This is a genomic window from Desulfosporosinus cupriresistens, assembly GCF_001707885.1.
Lineage (GTDB): Bacteria > Bacillota > Desulfitobacteriia > Desulfitobacteriales > Desulfitobacteriaceae > Desulfosporosinus.
This window is the reverse complement of the sequence record NZ_MASS01000028.1, coordinates 26,692-53,013: the sequence shown is the minus strand read 5'-3', so window position 1 is coordinate 53,013 and position 26,322 is coordinate 26,692. Positions and strand designations below refer to the sequence as shown.

At 42.7% G+C, this 26,322-nt stretch carries 24 protein-coding genes, 1 pseudogene and 1 riboswitch; of the genes and pseudogenes, 7 read left to right on the top strand and 18 right to left on the bottom strand.

All coding sequences use genetic code 11. The annotated features are described in order from the left end of the window. Window positions 1–439 precede the first annotated feature (439 nt). From DSBG_RS12340 to DSBG_RS12325, 4 genes are all read right to left on the bottom strand, one after another. Window positions 440–1,072 carry an N-acetylmuramoyl-L-alanine amidase gene (locus tag DSBG_RS12340; RefSeq protein ID WP_141694306.1) on the bottom strand — a complete coding sequence of 211 codons (633 nt, stop codon included), beginning with the start codon at window positions 1,070–1,072 and terminating at the stop codon, window positions 440–442. Window positions 1,073–1,281: 209 nt separating this feature from the next. Continuing rightward, window positions 1,282–1,521 carry a DUF2922 domain-containing protein gene (locus DSBG_RS12335; protein ID WP_068964624.1) on the bottom strand — a complete coding sequence of 80 codons (240 nt, stop codon included), beginning with the start codon at window positions 1,519–1,521 and terminating at the stop codon, window positions 1,282–1,284. A gap of 45 nt (window positions 1,522–1,566) precedes the next feature. Beyond that, window positions 1,567–1,788, bottom strand: a complete 222-nt coding sequence (locus DSBG_RS12330; RefSeq protein ID WP_068964623.1) for a DUF1659 domain-containing protein — start codon at window positions 1,786–1,788, stop codon at window positions 1,567–1,569. A gap of 215 nt (window positions 1,789–2,003) precedes the next feature. Beyond that, entirely contained in the window at window positions 2,004–2,219 is a 216-nt protein-coding gene (locus tag DSBG_RS12325) for a helix-turn-helix domain-containing protein (protein WP_068964622.1), read from the bottom strand. A gap of 343 nt (window positions 2,220–2,562) precedes the next feature. Between DSBG_RS12325 and DSBG_RS12320 the strand changes: the two genes are divergently transcribed. Further along, window positions 2,563–4,173 carry an N-acyl-D-amino-acid deacylase family protein gene (locus DSBG_RS12320; RefSeq protein WP_068964621.1) on the top strand — a complete coding sequence of 537 codons (1,611 nt, stop codon included), beginning with the start codon at window positions 2,563–2,565 and terminating at the stop codon, window positions 4,171–4,173. A gap of 298 nt (window positions 4,174–4,471) precedes the next feature. Here the strand turns inward: DSBG_RS12320 and DSBG_RS12315 are convergent, their stop codons facing one another. The 3 genes from DSBG_RS12315 to DSBG_RS12305 are packed head-to-tail and all read right to left on the bottom strand — an operon-like array spanning window position 4,472 to window position 9,915. After that, on the bottom strand, window positions 4,472–6,241 hold the full coding sequence (locus tag DSBG_RS12315) for a DUF2357 domain-containing protein (RefSeq protein WP_242877587.1): 1,770 nt from the start codon (window positions 6,239–6,241) through the stop codon (window positions 4,472–4,474). Beyond that, window positions 6,225–8,345 carry an McrB family protein gene (locus DSBG_RS12310; protein ID WP_068964620.1) on the bottom strand — a complete coding sequence of 707 codons (2,121 nt, stop codon included), beginning with the start codon at window positions 8,343–8,345 and terminating at the stop codon, window positions 6,225–6,227. Before DSBG_RS12310 ends, DSBG_RS12315 begins: the two co-directional genes overlap by 17 nt. A 13-nt stretch (window positions 8,346–8,358) precedes the next feature. After that, window positions 8,359–9,915, bottom strand: coding sequence for a hypothetical protein (locus DSBG_RS12305; protein ID WP_068964619.1), 1,557 nt, complete (start codon window positions 9,913–9,915; stop codon window positions 8,359–8,361). Between the two features lie 173 nt (window positions 9,916–10,088). Here DSBG_RS12305 and asnB point away from each other — a divergent pair, with 173 nt between their 5' ends. Further along, on the top strand, window positions 10,089–11,978 hold the full coding sequence (asnB, locus tag DSBG_RS12300; protein ID WP_068964618.1) for an asparagine synthase (glutamine-hydrolyzing): 1,890 nt from the start codon (window positions 10,089–10,091) through the stop codon (window positions 11,976–11,978). 78 nt (window positions 11,979–12,056) lie between these two features. Here the strand turns inward: asnB and DSBG_RS12295 are convergent, their stop codons facing one another. The 3 genes and pseudogenes from DSBG_RS12295 to DSBG_RS12285 all read right to left on the bottom strand — a co-directional run bounded on the left by DSBG_RS12295 (window position 12,057) and on the right by DSBG_RS12285 (window position 14,330). Next, window positions 12,057–13,370 (bottom strand): hemolysin family protein, encoded by a 1,314-nt coding sequence (locus tag DSBG_RS12295; protein ID WP_068964617.1) that lies wholly within the window; start codon window positions 13,368–13,370, stop codon window positions 12,057–12,059. Between the two features lie 244 nt (window positions 13,371–13,614). Further along, window positions 13,615–13,808, bottom strand: a pseudogene (locus tag DSBG_RS21865) (hypothetical protein); the annotation flags it as partial. Between the two features lie 135 nt (window positions 13,809–13,943). Next, entirely contained in the window at window positions 13,944–14,330 is a 387-nt protein-coding gene (locus DSBG_RS12285; RefSeq protein ID WP_068964615.1) for a c-type cytochrome, read from the bottom strand. A gap of 274 nt (window positions 14,331–14,604) precedes the next feature. Continuing rightward, a riboswitch (cobalamin riboswitch) is annotated at window positions 14,605–14,779 on the top strand. Window positions 14,780–14,891: 112 nt separating this feature from the next. On the opposite strand from DSBG_RS12285, the gene cobT reads away from it, so the two are divergent. Genes cobT through cobS form a run of 3 tightly spaced genes read left to right on the top strand, consistent with a single transcriptional unit; the run spans window position 14,892 to window position 17,409 of the window. Beyond that, window positions 14,892–15,968 carry a nicotinate-nucleotide--dimethylbenzimidazole phosphoribosyltransferase gene (gene cobT / locus DSBG_RS12280; protein WP_083236843.1) on the top strand — a complete coding sequence of 359 codons (1,077 nt, stop codon included), beginning with the start codon at window positions 14,892–14,894 and terminating at the stop codon, window positions 15,966–15,968. 49 nt (window positions 15,969–16,017) lie between these two features. After that, window positions 16,018–16,665: a bifunctional adenosylcobinamide kinase/adenosylcobinamide-phosphate guanylyltransferase gene (gene cobU / locus DSBG_RS12275; RefSeq protein WP_068964631.1), complete on the top strand. Its 648-nt coding sequence runs from the start codon at window positions 16,018–16,020 to the stop codon at window positions 16,663–16,665. A 6-nt stretch (window positions 16,666–16,671) separates the two neighbouring features. Further along, a complete protein-coding gene (gene cobS / locus DSBG_RS12270; protein ID WP_068964613.1) occupies window positions 16,672–17,409 on the top strand; it encodes an adenosylcobinamide-GDP ribazoletransferase in 738 nt (245 codons plus the stop codon). A gap of 97 nt (window positions 17,410–17,506) precedes the next feature. On the opposite strand, the gene DSBG_RS12265 is transcribed toward cobS, so the two are convergent. Further along, a complete protein-coding gene (locus DSBG_RS12265; RefSeq protein ID WP_068964630.1) occupies window positions 17,507–18,664 on the bottom strand; it encodes an aminotransferase class I/II-fold pyridoxal phosphate-dependent enzyme in 1,158 nt (385 codons plus the stop codon). A 477-nt stretch (window positions 18,665–19,141) separates the two neighbouring features. On the opposite strand from DSBG_RS12265, the gene DSBG_RS12260 reads away from it, so the two are divergent. Further along, on the top strand, window positions 19,142–19,792 hold the full coding sequence (locus DSBG_RS12260) for a TVP38/TMEM64 family protein (protein WP_068964612.1): 651 nt from the start codon (window positions 19,142–19,144) through the stop codon (window positions 19,790–19,792). Window positions 19,793–19,873: 81 nt separating this feature from the next. Here DSBG_RS12260 and DSBG_RS12255 read toward each other — a convergent pair whose 3' ends face one another. The 3 genes from DSBG_RS12255 to DSBG_RS12240 all read right to left on the bottom strand — a co-directional run bounded on the left by DSBG_RS12255 (window position 19,874) and on the right by DSBG_RS12240 (window position 22,477). Next, window positions 19,874–20,818, bottom strand: a complete 945-nt coding sequence (locus DSBG_RS12255; protein WP_242877583.1) for a TIM44-like domain-containing protein — start codon at window positions 20,816–20,818, stop codon at window positions 19,874–19,876. A gap of 81 nt (window positions 20,819–20,899) precedes the next feature. After that, on the bottom strand, window positions 20,900–21,586 hold the full coding sequence (locus tag DSBG_RS12250; RefSeq protein WP_068964610.1) for a PspA/IM30 family protein: 687 nt from the start codon (window positions 21,584–21,586) through the stop codon (window positions 20,900–20,902). A gap of 246 nt (window positions 21,587–21,832) precedes the next feature. Then, window positions 21,833–22,477 (bottom strand): SGNH/GDSL hydrolase family protein, encoded by a 645-nt coding sequence (locus DSBG_RS12240; protein ID WP_068964608.1) that lies wholly within the window; start codon window positions 22,475–22,477, stop codon window positions 21,833–21,835. 89 nt (window positions 22,478–22,566) lie between these two features. Between DSBG_RS12240 and DSBG_RS21860 the strand changes: the two genes are divergently transcribed. Further along, window positions 22,567–22,692 carry a LuxR C-terminal-related transcriptional regulator gene (locus tag DSBG_RS21860; RefSeq protein ID WP_491005737.1) on the top strand — a complete coding sequence of 42 codons (126 nt, stop codon included), beginning with the start codon at window positions 22,567–22,569 and terminating at the stop codon, window positions 22,690–22,692. Between the two features lie 106 nt (window positions 22,693–22,798). Here the strand turns inward: DSBG_RS21860 and DSBG_RS12235 are convergent, their stop codons facing one another. The 4 genes from DSBG_RS12235 to DSBG_RS12220 all read right to left on the bottom strand — a co-directional run bounded on the left by DSBG_RS12235 (window position 22,799) and on the right by DSBG_RS12220 (window position 26,038). After that, entirely contained in the window at window positions 22,799–23,845 is a 1,047-nt protein-coding gene (locus DSBG_RS12235; protein ID WP_207647233.1) for a phosphodiester glycosidase family protein, read from the bottom strand. A 206-nt stretch (window positions 23,846–24,051) separates the two neighbouring features. Further along, a complete protein-coding gene (locus DSBG_RS12230) occupies window positions 24,052–24,765 on the bottom strand; it encodes a hypothetical protein (RefSeq protein WP_068964607.1) in 714 nt (237 codons plus the stop codon). 400 nt (window positions 24,766–25,165) lie between these two features. Continuing rightward, window positions 25,166–25,525 carry a GIY-YIG nuclease family protein gene (locus tag DSBG_RS12225; protein WP_068964606.1) on the bottom strand — a complete coding sequence of 120 codons (360 nt, stop codon included), beginning with the start codon at window positions 25,523–25,525 and terminating at the stop codon, window positions 25,166–25,168. Window positions 25,526–25,558: 33 nt separating this feature from the next. Then, window positions 25,559–26,038 (bottom strand): DUF6530 family protein, encoded by a 480-nt coding sequence (locus tag DSBG_RS12220; RefSeq protein WP_068964605.1) that lies wholly within the window; start codon window positions 26,036–26,038, stop codon window positions 25,559–25,561. Window positions 26,039–26,322: the final 284 nt, after the last annotated feature.

The window sequence follows — 26,322 nt, the reverse complement described above, 5'->3', positions numbered from 1 at the left end:
TTGAACAGGGATGTTCAAGGTTAGAGCGCCGGCCAAGGATGGCGAGAAGGGACCAGCGCCATGGATGGCTAACTGCCGTGCCACTTGGACCGGAATTTTATCTTAGCATTTTCAAGTTGCGTTGTCAATACCTTTTTTGGTCACCAGCTTAAAGTATTCAATCAATGTGATTCCCGTGGCTTTAGGCCGGAATTGAATAATAGCATTTCCGGCTCTCGTTGTCAATGACTAAATTAACCAAATTTCAATTGCATTGTTCGACCATGCATTGTTCGATCGAAAAGTTCGAAGTTTTAATCTCTCAGCTATTCAATCACTGTGCGTCGTTTTGGCCAACCCTATGAGACAAAGGCTAAAGGTTACCTCAAACAACAAAGAGCAACTTCATTGGTGTACACTAATAAGGGCTCTATATGGGACAGTTTATCCCTTATGTGGATTATTCGCACAAACTCTTCTCCAATTCCTGCATCAACACATCTGCTGGGAAATATCGTCCTGGACATTCTGTAGCAACCCTTGCTACATCCCGGTGCAGCTCAACGTCCTCGACCTCCAGTTTAAAAGCCGTCAAAAGCTGTGCCACTTTGTTGATAAGTCCCCTGAGTTGAGCCTCTGGTACTTCAGTCTCGCTAAAATTACCAACTAAACACACTCCGATCCCGCGAGATTTACGATGATCTTCGTTACGATTTGCTTCCACTTGGTATAAGTGCCGTCCGTTTTCACAGCTGCCATCCGGCATGATCACGAAGTGATAGCCAATATCGCCCCAGCCCTCACTTAGATGCCACTCCCGAATTATGTCCGCGTCAACAGGAACGGTTTTTCCTGAGCGACGGACTTCTGTAGGGCTTGCCGAATGGTGGATCACTATCTTTTGCCAATTCATTCCCTTTCTACCCATTAACTTACCCTTTGCCCTTCCCTTCAGCTTTAGAGCGGCAGCGATTTGGGCAGGTTCCGAAATGCTTACATAGAATTCATTTAACTTTTTTTCAATTCGTATCAACAAAAAGGCTGTCACTACGATCGGACAATAAAAGCCCGCAAGTTTCAGCATCTCTTCCATGCAATTCCCTCTTTCGTGTCTTTCTCTACGAATAAATTTAACCAGTGTGATTAACCTCGGGAGGTTCTAGCAAGGAGATAGGCTGGGGGAGGAGGGAACCTATCTATCCTCCTCCAGCCTATCTGCATACTCTTAATCTTATTTTAATTTGAAATCGAGGTTTGCTCTTCAAACTTCGTGCTCAACCTAGTAACTTCCGCTCGCCCCGCTTACACTACTGGCAGATCATACAGGTCATCCGTTGTAGTGTCCACGATCTTTACATCTCGTTTGGATACAAGTGCACCGCCGGACGTTAGAAAAATGTCCTTAGCGATGATTTGATCCATGACAGCCTCGATTTGAGCCGCCGTTAAATCCGCTTTAGGTTCCGGCAAGGTAATACTTACCGCACTACCTAAGGCACTGTTAAATGTCATGCGCAACACTTTTTTGCTGGTACTAGCCATCCTTTTCCCTCCTTTCCTTTCATCGGAATCAGCGTTCCAATATTACTACTCCGTCAAATCAACGCGATTGTCCCGTCGCACGCTGATTAAGGGGTAGCTCTGAAGTCCATAAAGTGCTGTAGCCACATCATAGATATCCTGATCCGCAGCATCGGATCTTACATTCTGAAAGCTGCGCTGACGAAGGATGGGCGAACCAGCTGGGGTTAAACCTGTCTGAAAGTTCACAACTAGCACGGTGTCTTTAGCACTGGCAATAACAGCCATCTTATTCACCTCCTTTCACTTTAAAACAAACATTCTTAAAACTAAAAGCAGCTGGCTCCTGCCAACTGCTTTTGGGAGAGAAGGGTAGCACAAATCTCCAGGGCAGGTAGAGATTGTGCGAACCGTTCCCTGCCCGAGAACGTTTGTTCTATTTCGAGTATACTTGACGCGGAATATTATTGTCAATAGGTTCAACGATGATTGGTAATGAAGTGTTACTCGATCAAATCTCCCCAATAACCTCCTATAACCTCAGTAATTCGTTTGGCCCAAGTTGGACTCATTTGACGTTTGCCACGTTCCAGATCACTGATGATACTCGGCGAGATCCCGGTTTTCTCTGCTAGTTCCTTTTGGCTTCCAATACCAGCTTTAAGACGGGCGTTTCTAATTTTTTGACCCGCATAAATCACATGACCTCTTTTATTCAAATCCCCATCTCCTCTAGAATTTAATATCTAAAAGTCATTTCGTGATATAATTTTTTCTAAGCTCACTAAAGACCCTCTACTGGATATCAAAACTCAATCGTGCAGGCAAGAACATATGTTTATTATGCTTTAGCCAAATATTGGTTATGAAATATAACGAGCCATTGTGGGGCTCTAGTACAGAATATGTCTATAGTGGACAAAGTGTTACCCAGCTAGAGTATTAAAGCAACATTCTAACTGGGTAATTCAAATTACTCGCTTCTTGTAAATGAAAGGCACCTTGTCAGTTAAGACGAATGTGATAATCTAGTGTGGAGCAACTAAAAAGGTGGATTAATTAATGGACTGTGATCTTTTGATAAAAAACGGGTTCATCATCGACGGTACAGGAAACCCGGGATTCTATAGTGACCTGGCGGTAAGCGAAGGGAAGATTGTGGAGATATCTTCCAAAATCGAATACAAAACGCCAAGAATTATCGATGCTTTAGGATTAATGGTATGTCCGGGTTTCATTGACCCTCACGTCCATGCAGAACTTACAGTTTTAACGAACGGCAAATTTGAAGAATTTCTGCGTCAGGGAGTTACGACTACGATTAATGGGAACTGTGGACATTCTATAACTCCCTATTCTTCTGATAATATCTACGAGTACATGGCCAAAAATGGGCTTATTTCGGTTGGGGCAAAACGGAAAAATAAACGTTTCGTCCCTGCCTGGACTGATTTTTCAGGTTATATTGATGTTCTTAAAACCAAAGGTACCAACGTGAACATGGCATTCCTCTTAGGGCACGGCACTTTGAGATGGAGTGTTATGAGAGACTCAAAAAATCGAAAACTGACTGTTGAACAAGAAAAGGAAGTCATTTATTTGATTGAAGAGGGCATGGAACAAGGAGCCTTAGGAATATCGACTGGCTTAGCCTATACCCCAAGTAAATATGCTGACACCGATGAAGTAATTAAACTAGCTAAGATAGCCAAAAAATATGATGGGATCTACACGTCTCATATCAGAAACTATATTGGCATCCTAGCAGCCGTTCAGGAAGCTATAAGAATCGGTGAAGCAGCAGACATAAGAGTTCAGGTTTCGCATCTGACGCCGACTAGTCCTGAGGCTTTTGCCGAAATTCTTGCTGCCAGAGAAAGGGGGGTTGAAATAGCAGTCGATACAATTCCCAAGACCAGCGGCCACTTCAAGAAAAAGGATAGATTTCTCCAGTTTATAGCTTCAGCATCATCAAACCTCTTTGAACAAGGCCTAAACGGTTCACTAGAACCCTTCCAAATTCCCGAGGTCAGCCGAAAGCTTTTAAAAAAGATTAGGTTTAAGGATAGACTTTTGGTTATTAATACCGATGATCCTCAAATGGAAAATCGCACCTTGAAGGAGATTGCTTTAGCTAAAGAAAAGAATGTCGATGAGTTACTTCTCATGCTCTTAGAAAATGACAACAATAAACTAACCTTCTGTCAGGGTGGACTTAACCGATGGGATTTTCCTGGGACTCCTTACGCAGATGATATAGCCCATAATCCACTACTTATGGTAGGGTCAGATAGGATATTTGGAGATGTGGACGATCCCTCCGACTGGTATGAATTATTTAGAGACGGTGCATTTCCAATCTATTTTGATTTATGCAGACAAAAAGGTATAAGGTTAGAAGAGATTATCCGTAGGATAACTTCCCTCCCAGCACAACAATTCAGATTGAGTGATCGAGGCATAATCGCCAAGGGGAAAGCTGCAGATCTAACCTTAATTGATTTAGATAATTATTCTTATCCCTCTGACAAAGAAATTGATCATAAAGACCCCTTAACTATGGCAAGAGGGGTTAAATACACGATCGTTAATGGTCGAGTAACCTTAGATGACGGAAAGGTAAAGGAAATCAGAGCCGGTCAATTACTAGCGAAATATGGCAAAAACTTATAATAAGGTTAGTCCATAGTCTCGCTTCGCCCTTAGAAAAACCAATCACTGGTCTTGTCAAATTACTGTTTTCTATCACAGAACCAATACACAATGCATAGCAACGCTCTTCTGACAACATAAATTGCCGAAGCCGTGCTTAAATTATATATGTTCTTCTCGTGGATTTTTTTCTATGTTACTTTATTGTTCCTATATCTTGGAAATGTCATTTTTAAGAATCATCCGTCTCTAAATAAAGAAAAACAAAGCAGGATTCAACGTATTTTGAATCCTGCTCTTTATTGTAAATCTGTCTGCTTTACCCACTAATCAACCGCTCCAAATAACCTGAGTAGTGGTTTAAACGCTCTTGAGGCCGTAGCTGAATGAGAGTAACATTCGTATCTTCAATGTCTTCAACCTCTGGTCCGTGACTCGGGTGAAGGGCAATAACCCTGAGGGCCTTGGATACCCCGGCAGAATCATTAACATATTTCAGGGAATTAGAATAGTTTTGCAAAGTATTCATGTTTTTGGGACGATTCTCATCTTCCACTTTGTCATTGTTCCAGATGTTTAATCGTTTTCGGTATTTGGCATCCACAATGATCGACCCCGAGTAAACGTCGTTAGCAAAAACGTCAATCCTAATATCCGGCTTATAATTCGTCCCTTCCATGTAGAGAATGCGGTTGTTCCTCAACGCGCCCCGCTTTGCCCGGGCCATTTTCTCATTAAACAACACCGAAAGACGAACCGAACCTTTCACCATTTCCACTAATGTATCATCTTGTAGCACTGGAAAAACAAATTCCAGGCTTGCTTTGTGAGAATCATCGTAAATCCAGCCAGAAGCCGGAGTATAACCTACCTGCTGCAAAGCGATGATTGTTTTAATGTAACACCAGTATTCGTATAAAACATCTGTCCGCTTCCATTGTACTTTAAAATCATGACACAAGGGCATTTGAAAATCCTGCGCCCTAAGCTGCTTCCACCAGGAGAATATTTTTTTGTACCGCCAATCCCTTTGAATTTTAAGCGAAAAATGATCAGAGCTAGTTAATGGTTTAAGCCTTTTAAACACTGGATTTTCTATATATTTTCGCACATAGAAAATCCCTTTTTGCATTTCTCGCTCCATTACTTCAAGACTGAAAATTTTAGCCTTCAAAGCACGCACTTCGTGACTGGTCGATTTTTGAAGGACAACATAAGGAGTTCTTGTTTCAATTGCTCTCTGTTCTTCGATAATCGTACACCGAATCGCTCGCAAGACAGCCTCAAGTTGGGAAGAAACATAATGAAGGAAACCCAGAACCATCCGATTTTCAAGGGTATCGAAAGTAAAATGATCGATGACCCCCAAGATAACTTCAGGTTGAGTCACACTTTTTGCCGTCACGTTAGCGCGTCGCCCTTGGACAGATAACAACCAACGGTAAGACTTGGCATCCTGCTTACATTTAACGTTAGCCTTTACCTCTTGGTATTGCCGCTCCAAATACTGATCTGGGCGACGAGCTAAATCTTCAATGGTTACCCCAAGCTCTTTAACCATGCGATTCAGAATCACAAACTCCGCAAGTAATATTGGGGGGAGTAAGCCCTTTTCTCTATAAAGTTTAATTCCATGACTCATTCGAGTTTGATCATACGCGAGACCCTGAACCATTTCGTTCAGTTCGGAGCGCATCACATCTAGTTGGTCCTCCGTAATATTATTAGGCCTGACCCGAAGTGTGGCCTCTAGCGCATCATTAACCTCTCCTCTACGTTTCACGAAGATCATATAATCCGCAGGAATTAGTGGATAATCTTCATTCGTATCACTATAGAGAGAAAAGTGTTGTGTTCCAGACCTTAAGCACGGAATTCCTTCTTCATCGAGATGCAGCTTTAAAGAATCATACGCATCTAATCCGTCGATATAGAGATAGTCATCCTCGTAGGCCGAGGTGAATGCTACATACAGGTTTTCTCGTTCGAAAACCTCGATAACGCAATCCTGAGTAACCGGATGTGAGATCTCTTGTCGGCCAATGAAAAAGATGACTGAAATCCCTGGATCTTCAGGATGCATAGCCATGATCTAAAAGCTCCTTTGCCTTTTTATGGCATATTTCTCGCGAATAGCTAAACGTCGAAACTGCTTGATGTTTATCAAACAACTGTAAGATTTGACTTGTTGCCTGATCTCGCTCTGTATATTTTCCAAAAAGCTGTTCTAAGTCGCACTCCGGGCCTTTAAACTTTGTCATGATCCTTTGCACTAATTGCAAATCAAACGCCTTGCCGCGATCGAGAAGACTTTGCCCCTCCACATTGCATGGAATATTCTTTAAATATGAACCAATTTGACGAATAATCCGATAACCGACAACCCGATCTTTGTCTATTTTACGTAAGGCCGAGTTCAATTCATCCAGAAAGTCAATTTCAACATCAGTCAACCCGATCTCAGTCGGTGAATTGTTACACCATGAGGAGAAAACTTTGCCAGGAACAGGCGAGAGTTGAGCACGTTCTTCAGAAGGTTTTCCCAAAAGTTTGCCGGATGCTTTTTCTTCAAACATCGCCTTCCAGACGTGCAAAGACTCATAGATTTTGAGTCTAATAACATTTGACCGATCGAGAACCTTATCACTAAATTGAAATGAAGATTCATCTATATTTACCGTTCCAACAAAAAAGACATTGTTTCCAATGGGTACGCGTGGTGAGTATTCGTGCCGATTATATACCTCAGGCGCGAGTTTTTCACTGTATAACGTTAAGTAACGGTCTTCCGAAAGCTCCAAAATACTTAGAAATTGACTAAAGTAATGTTCTACCCGCGCCAAGTTCATCTCATCAAAACAAATAAGATAAAGTTTGTCATCATTATCTTCTTTTGATGCTTCGATGAGCAAATCGACAAGGCCTGTTTCCGACGGTCGATAAACCTTATGAATAGCATCATAAAATCCGATCAGGTCGGCATCATCATTCCAGTGCGGTCGAACTGGAATAAAAAGGAATTGTTTACGTTCTTCCCCTGCTTCATCGACTCCTGAGAGACCTAAAGCCCGCGCATAATTAATCACAAGCTGAGATTTCCCGACTCCAGACATTCCAGCTAAAACCACTAAAGCACCAGTTTTAATCGCGATGTGAAAATTCACAAGGTCTTCCATATCATACACAAGATGATTTGACAAGGCAACTTGATTTAAATCATTGATAAACGTTTGTTCACCGCTATCCACTGCCTCTTGCGCTTCATAATCCGACATCTCAGTTTTTTGTTCCTCAGAAGGTTGTGTCATTTTATCCCCGCCTCCGCGAGGAACCGCAGTCGAAGTTATTACTAACTCAGGGTTAACTGAGCTTAAACTGACCAGATGTGGGCGATTTTCTGAGATTATAGTTCTTTGAGTAGATGCGCCAAACCGTTTGATAAATTCCTCAGCAGGAAAGGGTTCTCCGTAGATCAAATGGTTGTTGATTTCATTTAAATCTTCATCAAGCAAGAACGCTAAATTTCCACGTCTCAAAATTTTACTTTCGGGGATTTCCGCCGGAACACAAGTCACTTCTTCGCCTTCTGGACAATAAATACGCCAGTGTTGCCTCAGCTCCCCTAGCCATCCGGACTTAGATCCGAAGAAATAATCATGGTACCCAATGATCAACGGGGGATCTTCTGGATATTGATACGATAGGAAATCTATCGAAGGGAGCTTCTCGTACAGGATCCTTTGCACACGCTCCACTGGAACGTCCTTCGCAATAATGGGTATCGGTGTGAATTGTGATGTGTAAGGATTAAATGTAATCGGTGTATCGTGAAAGCATACATTTTTACCGTTGAAATATACTCTCTGGGTGTCCTTCTTAACAGCTTCCACGGTGAAGGAAAGAAGTCGACTTTTGAAGAATTCCCGAGCCCTTGACTTTCGACTCTCGTTTATTTCGTACTGTCGAAAATGAGAGGTTGTCACCAATTCATCTGGAAATCCTGCCAACATTAGATCTTTACCCCAAATTGTAATTTGCCGTCTCCCGTCTAAAGCCTTATGTAGACTGTCTGGTAAGATGGAGATCATATCTACCTGCAAACGCAAAGACTGAGAGTTTATATCCACATCAATACTTTCAATGACTGGTTTTCCGATAATGACCGAATTCCAAATCCTGCTATCTCTAATCATGAACAGCCCTCCACTATATATTCAAAAGTTCATTGCACGGGATGTTCCAGTACCTAGCTATATCTCGTATTTCATCAAGTTTCTTAAGCTTCTTGTCATTCATTTTATAGAGCACAATTTCACAGGTGGACATTCGTCGTCTCGGACGTTTCCAATCAATTTCCATGGCCCATATAGGAATGATGCCCAAAGCATTGAGCCTAATATCTACATCATTATCACGTTCTGCAAAAATCAAGGCTTTTCGTCCCTGATATAAAGCAAGATCTATTTCGCCACCTGACTCACCCTTAACTTTCTGGAGTTCTCTCCGCAGAGGTTGCTCTTTTGTTTTTTGAGGTGCTAAGGTTTTTCTCTGCTCTAGCTTTTGTTTCAGTGTATCTAGCTCTTTTTCTTTTTCTAACCGTTCTTCTTCAAGTTCTTTTACCCTGTTACGATATTTCCCTGTTTCTTCTTTCTCTCTGACCCATTGAGATTTTAACGCTACCATTTCTATTTTAAGTTTCTCTAGTTGTCCTTTCGTTCTAAGCCCTTCTTCAATAGCTTTTCGCAACTTATTTTCTAAAGTCTTTATCCTTTTTTGAAGTTCTTCAGTTTCCTCTGTGATTTGTTCTTCGGAAGGTATCCTTAGGGTGGAAGTCACTACCGACTTTTCTTCAGCTTCTCTAGCTTCTATCATTTCTTCTGCCTCTCTAGCTTCTGTCATCGCTTCTGTATCTCTAGTTCTTATCGTTTCTTCTGTTGCTCTAGGCTCTATCATTTCTTCTGTTACTCTAGCTTCTACCACTTCTTCTGTTGTTCTTGCTTCTACCATTTCTTCTGTTGCTCTAGCTTCTACTATTTCTTCTGTCACTCTAGCTTCTACTATCTCTTCAGTTGTTCTAGCTTCTACCATCTCTTCTGTTACTCTAGCCTCTACCATCTCTTCTATTGCTCTAGCTTCTACGACCTCTTCAGTTGCTCTAGCTTCTACTACCTCTTCAGTTGCTCTAGCTTCTACTACCTCTTCAGTTGCTCTAGCTTCTATTGACTCTTCAGTTGCTCTAGCTTCTACTACCTCTTCAGTTGCTCTAGCTTCTATTGACTCTTCAGTTGCTCTAGCTTCTACTATCTCTTTTGCTTCTCTAACTTCGATGCTCTCTTTTTCTTCCTTAGCTTCTGTCGTCGCAGTGATATGGGCAACAAATGCTACACTATCTTCTTTTTCTTGTTCATTTTTTTGTTCAGCTTGGCAATATAATTCTTCCCCTAATGCCCTAATCTCTGGATTAGAGCTCAAGGTGAACATGTATCCAACCTTAAAGCGTTCTTCTATAGGGACATCTGCAGGAGAAAACATCGTACTCACTTCTTCTGAGAACGTTTCTAACTCTTTTCTTAACTGTCTGTTGATTTCTTGCCAAACCTTGACTCTAGCCTCCGGTTTTCCTTTTGGTGGACACAGAATTTCCTGAATAATATCATTTTTTGTCAGCCGTATTCTTCGTTTTAATTTCTTTGCTAACTCTTTTAGAACATCTTCTGGGAGTCCATTTAGGATTCTCTCGGGGTCGTATTGAATGTTGTCCATTAAAATCCCTCCCTTAAATTAAGGCATGTTATAAATTTTCTTCATCCGTGCTCTAATTCCTTCCTAATGTCAAAAATATCTGGAAAATAACAGGAACCCTTTCCACTATAAGGGCATAGATTGTAACGAAGTTAATTGATAATGGTTATCCATTCACATAAGGAGGACTTAACATGTGCGGAATCGTTGGCTTGGTAAGTTGGGAACACGATCTTACTCTCCAAAAGGAAGTTCTATTCCAAATGACTCAAACACTTATACCTAGAGGACCTGATGCAGAAGGCTACTGGATCTCACCTCGTGCTGCTTTTGGACACCGTCGGTTAGTTGTCGTTGACCCTCAAGGAGGTTGTCAACCGATGATTCGTCAGCGTAGTGAACATACGTTTACCCTCATCTATAACGGCGAGCTCTATAATACGTCAGAGATTCGTCAAGAACTCATGAGCCGCGGCTACCATTTTGAAGGGCATTCTGATACAGAAGCCGTACTTCTCTCGTACTTAGAATGGGGTCCCTCCTGCGTAGAACGTTTAAACGGAATTTTTGCCTTTGGAATCTGGGACAGCCAAGAAAAGCAATTGTTTGTTGCGCGTGATCGCTTGGGAGTCAAGCCTCTCTTTTACAGCCAACGGAGTGGTTCAATTATTTTTGCTTCAGAACTTAAGGCTTTATTGCAGCACCCGGACATTTCTCCCATCATCGGGAAAGAAGGATTAGCTGAGGTTTTTCTCGTGGGCCCAGCACGTACTCCCGGAGTGGGTGTCTATGAAGGAATTTCCGAACTAAAACCAGGGCATATACTTTTATATTCTGCAAACGGTCTACAAATTCGCAGATATTGGGCCTTATCTAACGATATCCATAAAGATGATCTAGAAACGACGACCGCTAAGATCCGCGATCTCTTTCTCGATACCGTCAAGCGACAGTTGGTTTCAGACGTACCGATCGGAACCTTACTCTCTGGAGGGCTTGATTCAAGTGCCATTACAGCAATCGCTGCGCAATCCCTAGCTCAAGATGGCAAGGGCTCTCTACCGACCTTCTCTGTAGATTATATTGATAATGATAAATTCTTTCATGCCAATGACTTTCAACCTGGCGCAGATGGGCCATGGATTGAACGAGTGTCCCAAACTTTCGGAACCCAGCACACCAACATCCCATTTGATACCCCTGAACTCGTTGAAACTCTGAAAGCCGCAACACTTGCTCGCGATCTTCCAGGTATGGCCGATGTCGATGCTTCCTTGTTGCTCTTTTCACGGGAAATAAAGAAAAAGATCACGGTTGGTTTATCGGGTGAATGTGCCGATGAAGTGTTCGGCGGATACCCTTGGTTCCATCGTCCTGAAGCCCTCAACGCCCAAACCTTTCCCTGGGCTTTGCATGTTGAAAACCGTTTACAGGTGCTGTCACCCGAACTCCTTGAACAACTACAGCCCCATGACTATTTATCAAGACGTTATGAAGAAGCTCTGGCCGAAATCCCCAAGCTTCCGGGGACTTCCTCAGTTAATCATCAAGATAGTAGAACATTACAAGGCAATCCACAACGCGAAGCCCGCATCCGCGAGATTACCTACTTAACTTTAACCCGTTTCATGCCAACACTCCTTGATCGCAAAGACCGCATGACAATGGCTACTGGACTTGAGGTACGGGTTCCCTTCTGTGATCATCGCTTAGTTGAATACGCCTGGAACATCCCTTGGGAAATGAAAGCACTTGAAGGCAGGGAAAAAGGACTTCTCAGACGTGCTCTCAGCGGGATCTTACCCGACGATGTGCTTTGGCGTCGCAAAAGCCCCTATCCAAAAACGCATCATCCCAGTTATCTGATAGCCGTTCGCACCTGGCTTAGTGAAATCATCGAAGATAAAACCTCTCCGATTCTTCCCTTCGTTAACCTCCCTGCCCTTCGGGATCTCATGAAACTCTCAGATACCATCCCTTCTGGTAGGCCTTGGTTTGGGCAGTTAATGGACATTCCGCAGCTCTTCGCCTACCTTATCCAAGTAAATTATTGGTTACTGGAAAATAAAATTCGCTTTTGCTAAGAACTGTTATTTCAACTCCTTAAGTGGCTCGCGAGCAAACGCCTTGTGGGCCACTGCCTGATTTAAGCTAACTAACGGTCAACCTACTTCATGTGTAGGAGGTAATTCTTTTTCTTTATTTTCGAGCAGCTTTCTGAGAACCTTAACCTTTGTAATTCTAAATCCAATCACCTCGATAACTTCGAAATGGAATCCGTCAAAATATACTTCATCCCCTTTGACCGGCTTTCGACCTAACCGGGAAAAGACATATCCCCCAATTGTCGAGACGGTTTCTTCTTCGAGTTGAATCTCAAGTAATTCTGAAACCTCTTCCATTAACACTCGTCCATTAAGGACGTATTCATTTTCCGCTAATTTTTGAATATCTGGCTGCTCCAGTTCAAATTCATCATAGATTTCTCCAACCAATTCCTCTAACATATCTTCAATTGTGACAAGCCCCGCTGAACCACCGAATTCATCCACAACAACAGCCATATGAGTTCGCTGGCTGCGCATTTTCTGGACAAGATGAGAAATCGGCATCCCCTCAGGAACGACTAGAATATCCCGCTTAATCTGCGTAATATCCTTAGTATCATTTTGTTCCTGCAGTCGGAAAATGTCCCGCATATGTACTAAGCCAAGAACGTGGTCTTTATCATCATCACAAAGCAGATAACGCGTATGCCCATATTTTTTTAAAATGTCTAGAATCTCCTCGAATGTGTCCTGAATAAAGATACACACCATATCTTGGCGCGGAATCATCACTTCACTGGCGATACGGTCTGAAAACTCGAACACATTATCCAAGAGTTTACCTTCCATTTTATCCAAATAGCCATGCTTTTGACTGGCATCGACCAACATCCGCAGTTCTTCTTCACTATGAGCTAGATCCGCCTCGTTGGCAGGTTCAACTCCCCAGATACGCAGCACAAGGTTAGCGACGTTATTGAGTGACCAAATGACTGGATAGAAAATCCAGTAGAAGTCTTTCAGAAATCCTGCCGTCGCCAGGGCTATGCTCTCTGCTTTTTGAATAGCCAATGATTTAGGGACAAGCTCTCCCAAAACAATATGCAGGAAGGAGATCAATACAAAAGCTATAGCTACGGCTATTGTTTCGGTGTAAACCGTACTCCAACCTGCCACACCCTTAAACAATGGTTCTATTAGACTCGCAACTGCGGGTTCTCCAAGCCAGCCTAAACCCAAGGAAGCAAGCGTAATCCCGAGTTGGCAGGCCGAAAGATAAGCATCAAGTTTTGATGTAACTTCAAGAGCTATTTGTGCTTTGCGCGACCCATTCTCTGCAAGCTCAGCCAAACGAGTCTTGCGGACTTTGACCAATGAAAATTCAGCGGCAACGAAAACGCCATTAATTCCAACCAAAAGTAAAGCGATTAAAACTTTAAAAGCACTCCAGAGCAGACCTTCTATGATTTACTCCTCCTTTGAATTTACCAAAAACATCCTAGATCGTATCCTTCATTATTTGTACTAATATTAAGTGTTAATTATACATTAAGGCGCCAAACGCTTTTGACGCCTCACTTACTTGGACTTCGAACTTCGATCTTCGTTTCCCGGGCCTCTTCGCAAATCTTCAGAACTACTTCATCTTCTTCTGTTCCGATAATATGCTTCATCATGTACTCGAAACCGGTGGATGGTATAAGTGTATCCACTGGATGCTCAAAGCAATTGCTAGAGTTGCCGCCATAATTCGAAATCCTGAGGTATTACCAAACTGCGGATCATTAATAAGTAGTTTATTTTCCAATTGTATATGCTCAAAAACCATTTTTTTCCAACTTTGCCGGCAACGAGGACCGTATGCAGTCCAAACCAAAGTAGTGCTCTTTTCATACCATTATATACGAAGGAAACACGCTTGTAAAAATGTGTTTCCTTTTCTTGCATCTACTAAAAGCACCCCTCCGAAACGAAAAGGTGCTTTCAGCTGAAGTCGAATGCTTATTTTTTCAGATCCGCAACATATTGAGCCACAGCTTGTATTTCTGCGTCATTAAGTACAGTGGCGTAGCCAGGCATACTTTCTTTACCTTTCTTGGTAATATTCAGGACTTGAGCCTGCGTCCTCTTTTCCGTATTCAGAGGTGGAGCAGAAGCACCTGCACCGCCTGCGCCATGGCAGGCCGAACAGTTTTTGTCATAAACATCTTTCCCACTGCCTGCAGTTGTCGGGGTCGTGGTTGATGGCGCAGGCGTCTGGTTCGGTGTGGTCGTATTCTGCGTGGTAGGTTGTTGACTCTGCGGGGCTGGAGTTGGTGTTTGCGTTCCACAGCCAGCAACAATCGCAACAGTCCCTACAAGTAGTCCAATCATCAAGATTTTTTTCATTTATTTGAGCCCTCCTAATTAAACTATATTTATTCATTCTCCTTAGCAATTCGCATCATCATACAAATCCAGCTTCAAACTAAGAAATAATGAATAATCCCGTCAACGTTCGTATACCGTTAACGCGACTTATAGTATACTTCTAATCTTCGAACTTACCAAACCAGCTTTTTTGATCTTTAAGGTATAGCTCCTTTAACGCATAACATTATAAATTTAATGAATTCTAGTGGTGCGTATTGAGATTAGAAAAAGGTTGTGTTATGCTAAAAGAAAAAATAATGTCATTTTAGGTGCCCTAAGGGGAGAATAGGGAAGTTCGGTTTGAAACCGACGCGGACCCACCACTGTATTCGATGAGTTTCGTAAACCACTGGCTCTTGCTGGGAAGGTTACGAATTGAACGATGATTCGATAGCCAGGAGACCTGCCTAAATTGTTTACGTCTTCCCACAACAGGGGGAGCGGCGGTGATGACGGTAAAGTCCCGACCACAGAGTTATTTGTGGTCGGGACTTAATTTTTTCTACAGAAAATTTGAAAATGAGAGGGGAAAAAACCATGGAAAATTTAACTGAAGCCAAACTGTATGCCCAACTTCAAGAACTCATAGCGAGAATTACAGACCTAGACGAAAAGTCTATGACCCAAATCCAAGAACGCTTAGATTCACTCACCAAACCACAGGGAAGCCTTGGACAGCTGGAACATTTCGCTAAGCAACTGGGAGGGATTCAACGTACCTCACGTCCCAATATCCAGAAAAAAGCTGTCCTTTTGATGGCTGGAGATCATGGAGTCGTTGAAGAAGGGGTGAGCGCCTTCCCTCAAGAAGTTACACCTCAAATGGCTTATAATATCATGGCTGGTGGCGCTGGCATCAATGTTCTCGCTCGCCAGGCGAAAGCCGAGGTTTTTTTAACCGATGTCGGCGTTGCCTTCCCCTTAGATGGAAATATCAATCACCAGCGAGTTGCCAACGGTACCCAGAACATGACCAAAGGCCCTGCCATGACACGACAAGAAGCCCTACAAGCGCTAATGGTTGGAGCAGATATTGCTGATGAAAAAATCCACGCAGGATATAACCTTTTTGCGACTGGAGAACTCGGAATTGGTAATACTACCCCTAGTTCAGCTATCGTCGCCCTCTTAACCGATTCTTCCATCGAAGAAGTCGTTGGTCGTGGCACGGGAATTGATGATGCGGGATTACTAAAGAAACGCAGCGCAATTGAAAAAGCCATTGAAGTTAATAAACCGGATAAAGACGACGCTCTCGATGTGCTAACTAAAGTAGGGGGCTTAGAAATCGCAGCGATTGCTGGCAGCATTCTTCAAGCCGCCGCCAGCCGCGTTCCCATTGTAATCGACGGATTCATCTCGACTGCCGGAGCGCTTATTGCCGCAAAGCTTGCCCCTAAAAGTACTGCCTTCATGATTCCTTCCCACGGCTCAGTAGAAATCGGTCACCGTAAAGCCTTAGCTGCACTAGACCTCGAACCAGTCCTTAACCTAAATATGCGACTCGGGGAAGGAACCGGAGCCGCCTTAACCTTTTACTTTGTTGAAGCTGCTCTTCATATTCTCGAAGAAATGGCAACCTTTGCTGATGCCGGAGTCTGCGAACAGTTATAATTTATAGTAGGCGAATCCTATCCGAAAAACCGGAGAGTAGGTGAATGTAATCTCACAATTTACATTAGTCACTGGCGGTGCCCGCAGCGGTAAAAGTCGCTTTGCCGAACTTCTCGCCACTCATGCACATCGTCCCGTCATTTACATTGCTACCGCCCAAATATGGGACGAAGAAATGGCCCTGCGAGTCAAGAAACACCAGCAACAGCGTCCGTCTACTTGGCGGCTTATCGAAGAACCCCGCAATATTCGTGAAACCTTACTTGAACTTAAAGATGAAGATGGGGTTATCCTTCTCGACTGTGTCACGCTCTGGCTCACCAATCTTCTCTTAGCAGGACAAGCAGAACAAATCCAACGCCCCACCCCTGCCGACCTCAATGGCGAAGAATTCCCACTAACCCTACAAAATGATAAACCTATATCTAACCAGGTTGAACCTCAAATTTTAACTATTGTTCAAGAGGTCGCCCGACTCGCCCAAGAGATTAAACCCTCCGTGATCTTTGTTACCAATGAAGTAGGACAAGGAATTGTTCCCGAAAACCCCCTATCCCGAGCTTACCGAGATTTGGCCGGTCGGAGCAATCAAATTTTGGCCCAAAGTGCTGATCAGGTTTATATGGTCGTGGCAGGTTTCCCTATGGAGATTAAACACTCCGGTGAGAAGCTGCTTGCTTCCCTGCTCAAGGAGTGAATAAATTTGCGTGGATTTCTGATTGCCCTGACCTTCCTAACGCGAATCCCTCTACCCGTACCTAAAGTAGAAATCACCTCAGAGGAATTTACGCGGAGTTATCGTTATTACCCCTTGGTCGGACTTGCTATAGGACTACTCCTCTGGCTTCTAGCAAAAATATTGGTCCTTTATTTTCCGCCTTTAGTTCTTGGTGCTCTCCTATTGGTAGCTGAATTAATCCTTACAGGCGGACTCCATCTCGATGGATTTATGGATAGTATGGATGGTTTGCTGTCCGCTCGAAGTCCAGACCGAATCTTAGAAATCATGAAAGACAGCCGAGTCGGGGCCCACGCTTCCATGGCTCTCATCGGCTTATTACTCCTCAAATTCTCCTTGCTGGCCAGCCTAACTCCTTCTAAGTTTTCCATTCTCCTAGTTATGCCTATGATTTCACGCTGGGTATTCCAAATTGGGGTGATTGCGTTTCCCTATGCCCGTGCTCAAGGACTTGGCAAAGGAATTCATGATACAACTCGCTGGATTCCTTTACTTGTTAGTGGAGCCGTAGTTTTAGGAATTTCCTTTATGCTCGCTAAAATTGCTGGACTTATTACCTTTGGAGTTTGCGTCATCGTTGTGACTCTTTGGGCTTTCAAAATTTCCTCTCTCCTTGGAGGATTAACTGGCGACTTGTACGGGGCTATTATCGAACTTTCAGAAGTTATCTGTTTATTAGTGGCATTTCCTTTCCTACATTAAATGTAAGAAGGATTATAAGAAACGACATTAAACTAAAGAAAGCGTAAGGTTAATGAACCTAAATCATTAACCTTACGCTTTTGTTTTTAAAAGTCTCCTAGCGGATCGCCCGAGCTAAACGTTGAATGCCCTCATCAATGATCTCCGGAGTTGAACAGGAATAATTCAACCGCACCTCTGGCGTCACTCGCCCGTCTGGGTAAAATACAGCACCAGGCACATAAAGCACATTCTGACGTATGGTCTCCTGTACGTAGTCAAAACTATTCTTTATCTTCTTGAAGCGAGCCCAGAGAAAAAGCCCTCCAGAAGGAATAATCATGTCCACCTCTTCCCCAATGTGCTTTTCGATAGCTTGGACCATTGCATTTCTACGTTCTCTATAAAGGGTACGCAATTCCAGAATATGCGCAGGCAGCAGCCCTTCATTTAAGAATTCAAGCACGGCACGTTGCGTGAGGTTATTGCTATGCAAATCCACCCCTTCTTTGGTCAGACAAAGATGTTTCAATATATCGGGGTTCGCCACAACATACCCCACTCTTAATCCAGGCGCAAGAATCTTAGAAAAAGTACCTAAGTAAATCACATTATCTCCCAATTCGATTAGATCCGGTAATGCTTCTCCTTCAAAGCGTAAATTGCCATAGGGATTATCTTCAATGACCAATAAATCATAGACCTGAGCGACACGGAGTAGTTCAATCCTGCGTTCAAGCCCCATAACCTTACCGGAAGGATTTTGATAGTTTGGAATGAGGTATAAAAACTTTGGAGTCACAAGTTTTAGCATCTTTTCTAATTCTTCTGGGATAATTCCTTGCTCATCACATGGAATCATCATCATCCGAGCTCGAAAGGATTGAAAAGCCTGGATCGCTCCCAGATAGGTGGGGGTCTCGACAAAAACAACATCCCCTGGATCAAGAAACGTTTGTGCTAATAAACTCAATCCCTGCTGGCTGCCCGTTGTCACCACAATCTCTTCTACCTCAACCTGCTGGCCTTTTCTCTTATGCTGCTGGGCCAGCCACTGCCTAAGTGGAGGATACCCTGAAGTTTGTGCATATTGCAAGGCGGGTTTTCCTTGCTCTTCAAAAACACGTTGAAAACAACGCTGTAACGCCTGATCCGGGAAAAGTTCAAGCGCTGGCAATCCCCCTGCAAAAGAAATCATACTGGGGTTCTGAGCCGCTTTTAATATTTCTCCAATAAAGCTTTCACCTGACGCTTCGATCCAACTTGCGTATTTTATCCCAACCACTTCCCCTCTGTCATCAGCTTACCACGCAGTATCAACTTTTTCACTAATAATATGTCAAAATTCTTTATTATTTTCATTTCCTACCTGCAGACTCCAAACGAAAGAGCCATCCAACGGACGGCTCTCAATATTTTCCTATCTACCAAAAAAGGATCCATATGTTCCAGGCACTTAAATGTACGTATTTTTCGTAACAATATGCCCTTTCCCATTTTGCTTACCGATATAAAGCCGATGATCTGAAACCTTATAAAACGTTACTCATCTCCGCCTGTTCGGGCCACAATATCTACCTGCCTAACGGATTTCTGAAGATTTTGCGCCAAATCATTCTTAACTAGCTGTCCGTCACCCTAATCGAGACTAAAGTAATTATTCTATATGAGAAATGACCTATCATAGGATCACTGAATATGTTACGATTATAACTACTAGAATCGCTCTCAAATATTTTAGGGAGGTTAACCATTGAACAAGAAATATTGCTCTTTCCTAACATTGTTGATCTCCCTCATTTTTGTAATTTTACTTTATCCTGAACTCCAGCGTCCTGCTGCTTTACAGACCTTTGTCACTCAATGGGGATCAATAAGCATTATTGTCGATCTGTTTATTATAACGCTTCTGATGCTTTTTCCAGTCGTTCCGTTTGTCTTAATTGCTGGAGTTAACACCATTCTTTACGGATGGGTCGGTGGCTTTTTGCTCTCCCTTGTCGGAAGCTTGTTAGGTGCCTCTTTAGGTTTTTGGTTAGCCCGCTCGCTCGGACAAACGTGGGCTCAGCCAAAGGTAGCAAAGCTTGGCAAATGGGGCACTCTTATCGAAGGGAATTGTTTTTCCATTGTCCTTCTCTCCCGACTAGTCCCGATCCTTCCCTCTGCAGCTGTAAATTATGCAGCTGGATTATCTCTAATGACCTTTCCGGCGTTTTTATTTGCCACCCTTGTTGGTAAGATTCCCATGATTGCTTGGGAATCCTGGGTTGGCCATTCCTTTTGGCGAGTTTCACATCATCCTGGTCAGTTATTGCTCTCTCTAGGGATTGGCACTCTCCTCTTCGGGTCGTTAGGCCTGTATTGGTATTTTTCGGCCAAACGGCTGAAAGATTATATGTCTTAAATAAGGAAGAACTTTGCTAGCCCAATTACTTAGTCCAAATAGGAAATAGCCTCCACGCTGGAGGCTATTTCCTATTTCTAGTTATTCGTCTTCACCACGAGCGATTTTGGCAACTTCTAAAGCATCTTCTTGATAAATATTGGAAAGCAACCACCGATCATCCTGCCATGCAAACTCCCAAAATTCTGTAAAGTAAAGCCTGTGCGTATTATCGCCGGATATCTGTCGCTGAGAGGCGTCGACAGTATAATCAATCAAGCTTGCTGAAACCATGACCATAAAATGCTGTGTTGATTCATCTAAATGGCTATGGATGAATTCGATATCTCCTGTGTTTAGCACGGGTTCTTTGATTATATTGCGTTCTCCACGTGCTTTCATTCCTTGAAGATCTGTCTGATACTTATTCTGTAGAGTTGCAGCTAAATAATCACTCGCTGCTGAAAGGTCTTGACGACTCCAGGCATCTTGCAACCAAAAGAAGACCTGACGAACTCGCCCCACAAGAAAATCTCGATCCCATCGAGGAAAGGTTTCTGAATAATAACGCATGTTCTCACGTGTGAAGTTGATCACCTTTCCAAAACGCTGTAGATTATCTGAATTTGTGATCGCACGACCATTTAGATCCACCGGCATCTGGCTGGAATTGATGTCCATGCCTCCTCCTCCGCGACCCTTGCTCGATCTGCCTCGCCCACCGCGCCGAGACGAGCTTAAAGTTTTAAAAATAAAGTAGAGAATAACCATTAGGAAGAGAAAACTGAAGAACCCTCCTGAACCTGAACCTCCTGAAGACGTTCCCCCAAAGAAAAAAAACGGTAAGGGGAAAAAACCACCAAGCCCTCCTGAAGATCCTCCCGAAAAACCACCCCCAGAGAAAGATCCACCACTAAAACTTCGGCCAGCACTTCCTCCCAGACTTCCGCCCACTCCTCCGCCTCCGCGTGCTAAGGCCAAAGAAGCTTGGCTCACCATGAGTATGAGAGCTATGACGGCAATCTTAATTTGTTTTTTCCGCGACATCGTGTCCATCCCCTTATCCATACCATCTCTTTTTGCGATTTATGTCCACAAACAACACATTGGCACACGCCTCTTGGCGAATTACTCCTTTTCTAACCCTTCTTTAAGTCCGGCCTTAAGTTTAGCCAGTTCATCCTCAACTTCTGAATTCGCTTTGTTCTTCTCCAATTCAGCAAATTGATCCTCAACCGAGTTGGTGTTTACCATTGAGTGGGAAGCCTTGGCCTCCGCCTCCATGCGTTGAACCCGTTCTTTCATACGATCAATATCTGCCAAGGGATCATGTGTGGACAGTCCTGATATTGCTTCATTAGCACTTTTCATCGTCTGTGCACGGCGTTGACGCATGACCAAGTTATTTCGCTCTAATTTTGCTTTTTCCAATTTCTCCATAAGAATGCGGAGGTTCTCCTGAAGGTCGTCAACTGCTTTAGTCTGATCTACAAGCTGAGCCTCGTCATCTAGCTTGCTGGCTTCTGCCTGTTTCTTATAGGTCAAAGCAGTCCTTGCTAAATCATCCTTACCCTGTTGCACGGCAAGCATCGCCTGCCCACTGCGCAGTTCAATTTCTTTAACTGCACTCGCAATACGCTCTTCAAGTTGAATCTTATCCGCTACAGCACGATTTACTTGAACCTGGAAATTGCGAACTTCCTCCATTGCTCTGTCTACATAGAGATTTAACATTTTCTCAGGATCTTCAGACTTATTCACTATATCCATAATATTTGCTTGAAGAAGATCTTTTACTTTGCTAAACAAGCCCATAGTTTCCAGTCTCCTTTCGTTATCTGTGAACCATAACTAATTAGGTTCACCCAATAGTCTTTTTTGTTAAGTTCTCGGCTTGAGGAATAAGTGTAACCCATACTCTTAGTTTATCCATTTTGCGATCGATTGCAATCTTTAAATATTTTTCATTTTGCAAGAGAATTCCTTTCTTACAAAAGGTTCTTTTGCTTTTATCTCCATGACAAGCGGAATAAAAAAACTTGGCTGTCGCCAAGTCCTATTCTAATAACGTGCAAACGCTTTAGCAATCACCTGATATCCCACAGCGTTAGGATGCACGTGATCCTGACTGATAAGCAACTGCTCTTTACCTCTGAACTCACGATCTAAATAGATCACCTTAAATCTATAGTGTTTCGCCCAAGTTATAATCATTGCATTAGCATTGTCTATAACCCCTTGTGCTAGCGCCATATATACTGCATAGGGTCCCGCTGGCAGGGGATTGTAAAGAGTCGCCACTTTAACTGTTGCCATAGGATTGAGCCGCCTAACTTCTTCCCCGATTTGCGCCAGGGTTTTGCTCATGTTATTGAAGAGAATAGGCAACTGAGTTGTGTTGATAGTCTGATTGGGATTTCCAATAAGATGAAGTAAATCATTCGAACCAATAGTGAGGGTGATCAGAGAAGCCTGGGAGACAGAAAGTCGAATATCATGATTACGCTGTAACAAAACAAGGAGTCCACTGATCGTGAGGCCATCAATCCCCAGGTTAACCATGTGCAGACCCGGGTTATGCCTCCTAAGAAAATCGGCATATAACCTTGGAAAAGAAAAAGAATTTGGAACACCATAGCCTTTAGTGATTGAATCTCCTAAAGCTAGATATAAATTCACTTTTATCACCGCTTTCAAAGCATCCATATTTATAAGGTATGCATGTTTACCGCTCTCGTCACCTAGAAAGAATAGACAATGAAAATCTTAGCATACCTAGCACAAGACCAAGAGAAATGGATTTAACAAAACTTATTGCTGACGGAAAAAGCAATAAGGCCCTTTTTTTGACTGAGGGTACGGTAAAGAACTATGTTACAAGAGTATTAGAAAAGTTGGATTTAATTGCCGGACAGAGTTAGCTCTTTATATGAAGCAAGTAAATCTATAGAAAACGTGCCAACCAAAAAACGTTGGTAAGGAGGAGGGTACTCCAAACCAACGTGAAAACAATTATGACTTTCAAACTTATTTCACAATAAAAAATGACGGCGCATAGCGTTCACCATATTGACTCGATGGATGATTGACGATCTTACCATTGTAGTAAAGAACCGAGGAAGCACCGCCGTCAAGATTCGCAACATTATAGGCACCATATTCGAGCATTACATCCTGTACATCTTTAAGAGTTGCACCTAGGGACCCGATCTGACGTCCATCAATAACCAGCATCAAAATACTGCCATCCCTCGTTTGTCCTATCGCCGTCCGAGGGGCAATACCCCACCCCCCATCTCCGTGGGTGATCGCAGGTTTACCGTCGACGACAAGGAAAGGACTGAAGGTGACGGCATCCCTGATGCCCATCTGTTTGATTTGGTCCAAAGTATAATGACCAAGCACCAAAACATTGTCCTTATTTAATCCAATGATATCGAAGGTATGGATTGGATCTTTGTAGAGAATATGACCGCCCGAGATGAGGATACCCAGAGGTTGACCGCCGTTGCCATTACCCTTGGGGTCATCGAACACCCCTCCATTAATAACTGCACTTGCTCCGTTCTCCTTGGCAATATCCTCAGCCTTTTCTCCAATCTTGCCGAGATAACGCGTTGCTGCCACTTTAACACGTCCAGGATCCTTAATTTTAAGCAGATATCCTTTAAAGCCCTTTTGACTGATATCAATGAGTTCCGATCCAGTGTTCTTACTGGTCCCGAGCATCTTAATATTTGATGGGTCTGAATTGCCTAGATCCGTGGCCTTGTCATTATCCATAATTTTTTTAATCTCTGCTTCGCTGAACAAGTACGTTGCTAAATATTGATGACTCATCGTCGTCATTGCGCTAGTCACCCACAACTCACGCAGCTTCTCAAAAGGTTGAAAAGGTACAAACAAAAACCCTAAAAAGCACAAGCTAAAAATTAGTAAAAGACTAAGCATCCCTGTCAATACCTGCTTTAACCTTTTCCTCTTGCGGCTATAATAATAAATCCCTGCTGGATTTCTATCAAGTCTCGACTGCATTATTGGGTTTGAGGACCTAGGTATCCCTGTATTACTCATTTTGCCTCCATTCCCTAGGAATAAACATCATTCATTAAATATCTTTATTCTATACCATATTTATTAATAATGTTCAACCAATTTTTAGGATGTTTCAGGAACATCTAGGGCATTTGAGTAAAACCGCTCAACCTATATAGCCTACTGGCCAAGATATCTCTGAAATAAAGAATTACAGCCTAACGATTGCAATTCCTTACCTAACTTTACCCAAATAAGGACGCAATCAATAAGCTAAAAATTACAAGATTAATCATACCTTCCATAGCCAATAGTATCCGAGTCGTGTTTTCAGTTGGCAGAATATCGCCCACAGCCCCCGTGGTTAAGCCCAAGGCACTGTAATAAATGAATGCAATTGCCTTATCAACCCAACGTTTCCCTATGTGATCTGTAAAACTGCTTGGAAATACAACAAACAAAGCTAGGTTGACTGAAGCAAACAAAAAAGTCGCTAATAACAATCCGATCCCAATGGGCAACAACCGATTAATAGGATTTTTGTTGTGATCCCCCATTATACTTCGGTATATAAACATTGCAATCCCGATTACAGAAACAAAAACATAGGAGAGTGTAATTAATTTCGCTGCACTGTTTGTGTAACCATTCGGAAAGTCCTTAACTGTTCCCTGTTCAATTGAGTTTGGAGGATTGTTGTACACTGTTTGCTCAAACTCTGATTTCAAACTGATAAGATAAGCAATTCCGATGCCAAACACAGCTGGAAGAAGTAGGTATGCGTTCTCTAAAATGCTTTTTTCGAAAATAGAAGCCCTTGAGGATATTGAAGGAATCTCCAAATGGGTATTTGGATAAGATTCCTTAAGTTGGGTGATCTGAGAACCTCCCCCTGACAAATAAGGGTTCATGTTCTTGTCAGAGAATAACTTTGATTTCAATAAACAAATACTGCCCACCTTGTTCATTCTCCCCACATAAATCATCTCTTGACACATTTTATGTTAGGGCTAGTCACAGCGTGCTTTGTATAGTGGCATTATTAAAGGAACAAGGACACTCCACAATAGACAAGCAACAAGGCCATAACAATATTGGAAACCTTACCATTCCTGGAGAGGAATTTTGAAACAAAGAGCCAAATAATGACCAACAACAGGTCGACACAAATCCGACGAAGGCTAGAAATATAGAAAAGCTCGTGAGCACGAACATAGATTTAAATGCTATATTCAACATAGATTATTGCCCCCATTTTTCGCGATATATACACAAATACTATTATAATAGTGCACTACAAAATAATATTGTGCACTATTATAATAGTATTTGTGCAATATAATATCAATATCGCATTGGTTATTTCTCTGGCGGCTTATTATATCCTCTGTCTCCGTACGGCTGCAACTTCTCCAGCCACGGTTTTACTATTTGCTTAAGCTCCCAGCGCATGTCGGTAACTTCGCCGGTTTCTTTTTCCTCAAGCACCACGTAGGTGAAGAGTTCAGGTCCTAGCTCCTTCCAGTCCTTTTGCAACTGAGAATTTGCATGCGTACCCATAACTAGCTGACTCTCTATGGTCAACCATTTGTTTTTCAGGTTGGGATAGGCGGCTACGTATATTTTTCCGTTGGTATTGTTTGTTATTTGGATTACACCCATGTAGCTCTTAAGCTGCTTGTATTCCTGCAGCAGTTCCTTGCGGCTTTTCTTGTCCATCGTTTCCTCTCCATTTCACCTTTCCAAAGAATTCTAATACCCCATCTCTTTTAAGAGACGGGCTAATACGCGAAGTCGTTCTCCAATCATTTCGCCATCATCACTAAGAGCCTGAGAAAATAACTTAATATCATCATCAATCATGGGATTTTCTGAACACACAGAAACGCTCATGGCATCCCCTTGCAGCCCAATCCGGTCAATCATTGTGTTATCAGGATCATACAATTTCGGGAATCGATAGGCGTCCTGAAAATATAGGGTGCTTCTGCAAATCAAAATAGCAAGATCGAGAACACGGTGCATAGGCAACTCTTCTGATTGACGGGACCATTTTTCTCCGGTGTAACGCCATACTTTTGCGGAAATATCCAGTTTCCCTCGATCATTCCACTGGGCGAGCCCCAAAGAAAGACCCTTAGTATCCGTACTGTAAGCCTTCCGGCCATCAATGTTTTCATAGTTTTCAGAAATGATAACCGGTTTGTGCTTTAAAGTAGTTGGTATTTTCATTAATAAATCCCCCTTGAATATTTACTAGTTTAGTAAATTAGTAAATCACTAGATGAATTATAGCCATTCCCAGAAGCCATGTCAATACTTAGCGCAAGTGATCAGCTATTAAATTACCTCGATCTACTGCGCAGAAATCAAAAGCGACTTGTCACATCACCGGTCACATCAGCTTCTAGAACTAAAAAAACCCGCTTTAGTGCGGGTTTTTTTGGTTATTCAGTATTTATACCCAATAACATTGTAGCCACATATGCAAAAACTGCCGATTAGGGCAACTTACA

Excerpts from the sequence above, each read along its gene's own strand:
- cobT (WP_083236843.1), top strand. The coding sequence starts at position 14,892 with ATGGAAAATTTAACTGAAGCCAAACTGTATGCCCAACTTCAAGAACTC.
- DSBG_RS12225 (WP_068964606.1), bottom strand. The coding sequence starts at position 25,525 with ATGGACAAGAAAAGCCGCAAGGAACTGCTGCAGGAATACAAGCAGCTT.
- DSBG_RS12335 (WP_068964624.1), bottom strand. The coding sequence starts at position 1,521 with ATGGCTAGTACCAGCAAAAAAGTGTTGCGCATGACATTTAACAGTGCC.
- DSBG_RS12250 (WP_068964610.1), bottom strand. The coding sequence starts at position 21,586 with ATGGGCTTGTTTAGCAAAGTAAAAGATCTTCTTCAAGCAAATATTATG.
- DSBG_RS12320 (WP_068964621.1), top strand. The coding sequence starts at position 2,563 with ATGGACTGTGATCTTTTGATAAAAAACGGGTTCATCATCGACGGTACA.
- DSBG_RS12255 (WP_242877583.1), bottom strand. The coding sequence starts at position 20,818 with ATGTCGCGGAAAAAACAAATTAAGATTGCCGTCATAGCTCTCATACTC.
- DSBG_RS12240 (WP_068964608.1), bottom strand. The coding sequence starts at position 22,477 with ATGGATGCTTTGAAAGCGGTGATAAAAGTGAATTTATATCTAGCTTTA.
- asnB (WP_068964618.1), top strand. The coding sequence starts at position 10,089 with ATGTGCGGAATCGTTGGCTTGGTAAGTTGGGAACACGATCTTACTCTC.
- DSBG_RS12315 (WP_242877587.1), bottom strand. The coding sequence starts at position 6,241 with ATGGCTATGCATCCTGAAGATCCAGGGATTTCAGTCATCTTTTTCATT.
- DSBG_RS21860 (WP_491005737.1), top strand. The coding sequence starts at position 22,567 with ATGGATTTAACAAAACTTATTGCTGACGGAAAAAGCAATAAGGCCCTT.
- DSBG_RS12285 (WP_068964615.1), bottom strand. The coding sequence starts at position 14,330 with ATGAAAAAAATCTTGATGATTGGACTACTTGTAGGGACTGTTGCGATT.
- DSBG_RS12220 (WP_068964605.1), bottom strand. The coding sequence starts at position 26,038 with ATGAAAATACCAACTACTTTAAAGCACAAACCGGTTATCATTTCTGAA.
- DSBG_RS12340 (WP_141694306.1), bottom strand. The coding sequence starts at position 1,072 with ATGGAAGAGATGCTGAAACTTGCGGGCTTTTATTGTCCGATCGTAGTG.
- DSBG_RS12235 (WP_207647233.1), bottom strand. The coding sequence starts at position 23,845 with ATGAGTAATACAGGGATACCTAGGTCCTCAAACCCAATAATGCAGTCG.
- DSBG_RS12330 (WP_068964623.1), bottom strand. The coding sequence starts at position 1,788 with ATGGCTGTTATTGCCAGTGCTAAAGACACCGTGCTAGTTGTGAACTTT.
- DSBG_RS12305 (WP_068964619.1), bottom strand. The coding sequence starts at position 9,915 with ATGGACAACATTCAATACGACCCCGAGAGAATCCTAAATGGACTCCCA.
- DSBG_RS12310 (WP_068964620.1), bottom strand. The coding sequence starts at position 8,345 with ATGATTAGAGATAGCAGGATTTGGAATTCGGTCATTATCGGAAAACCA.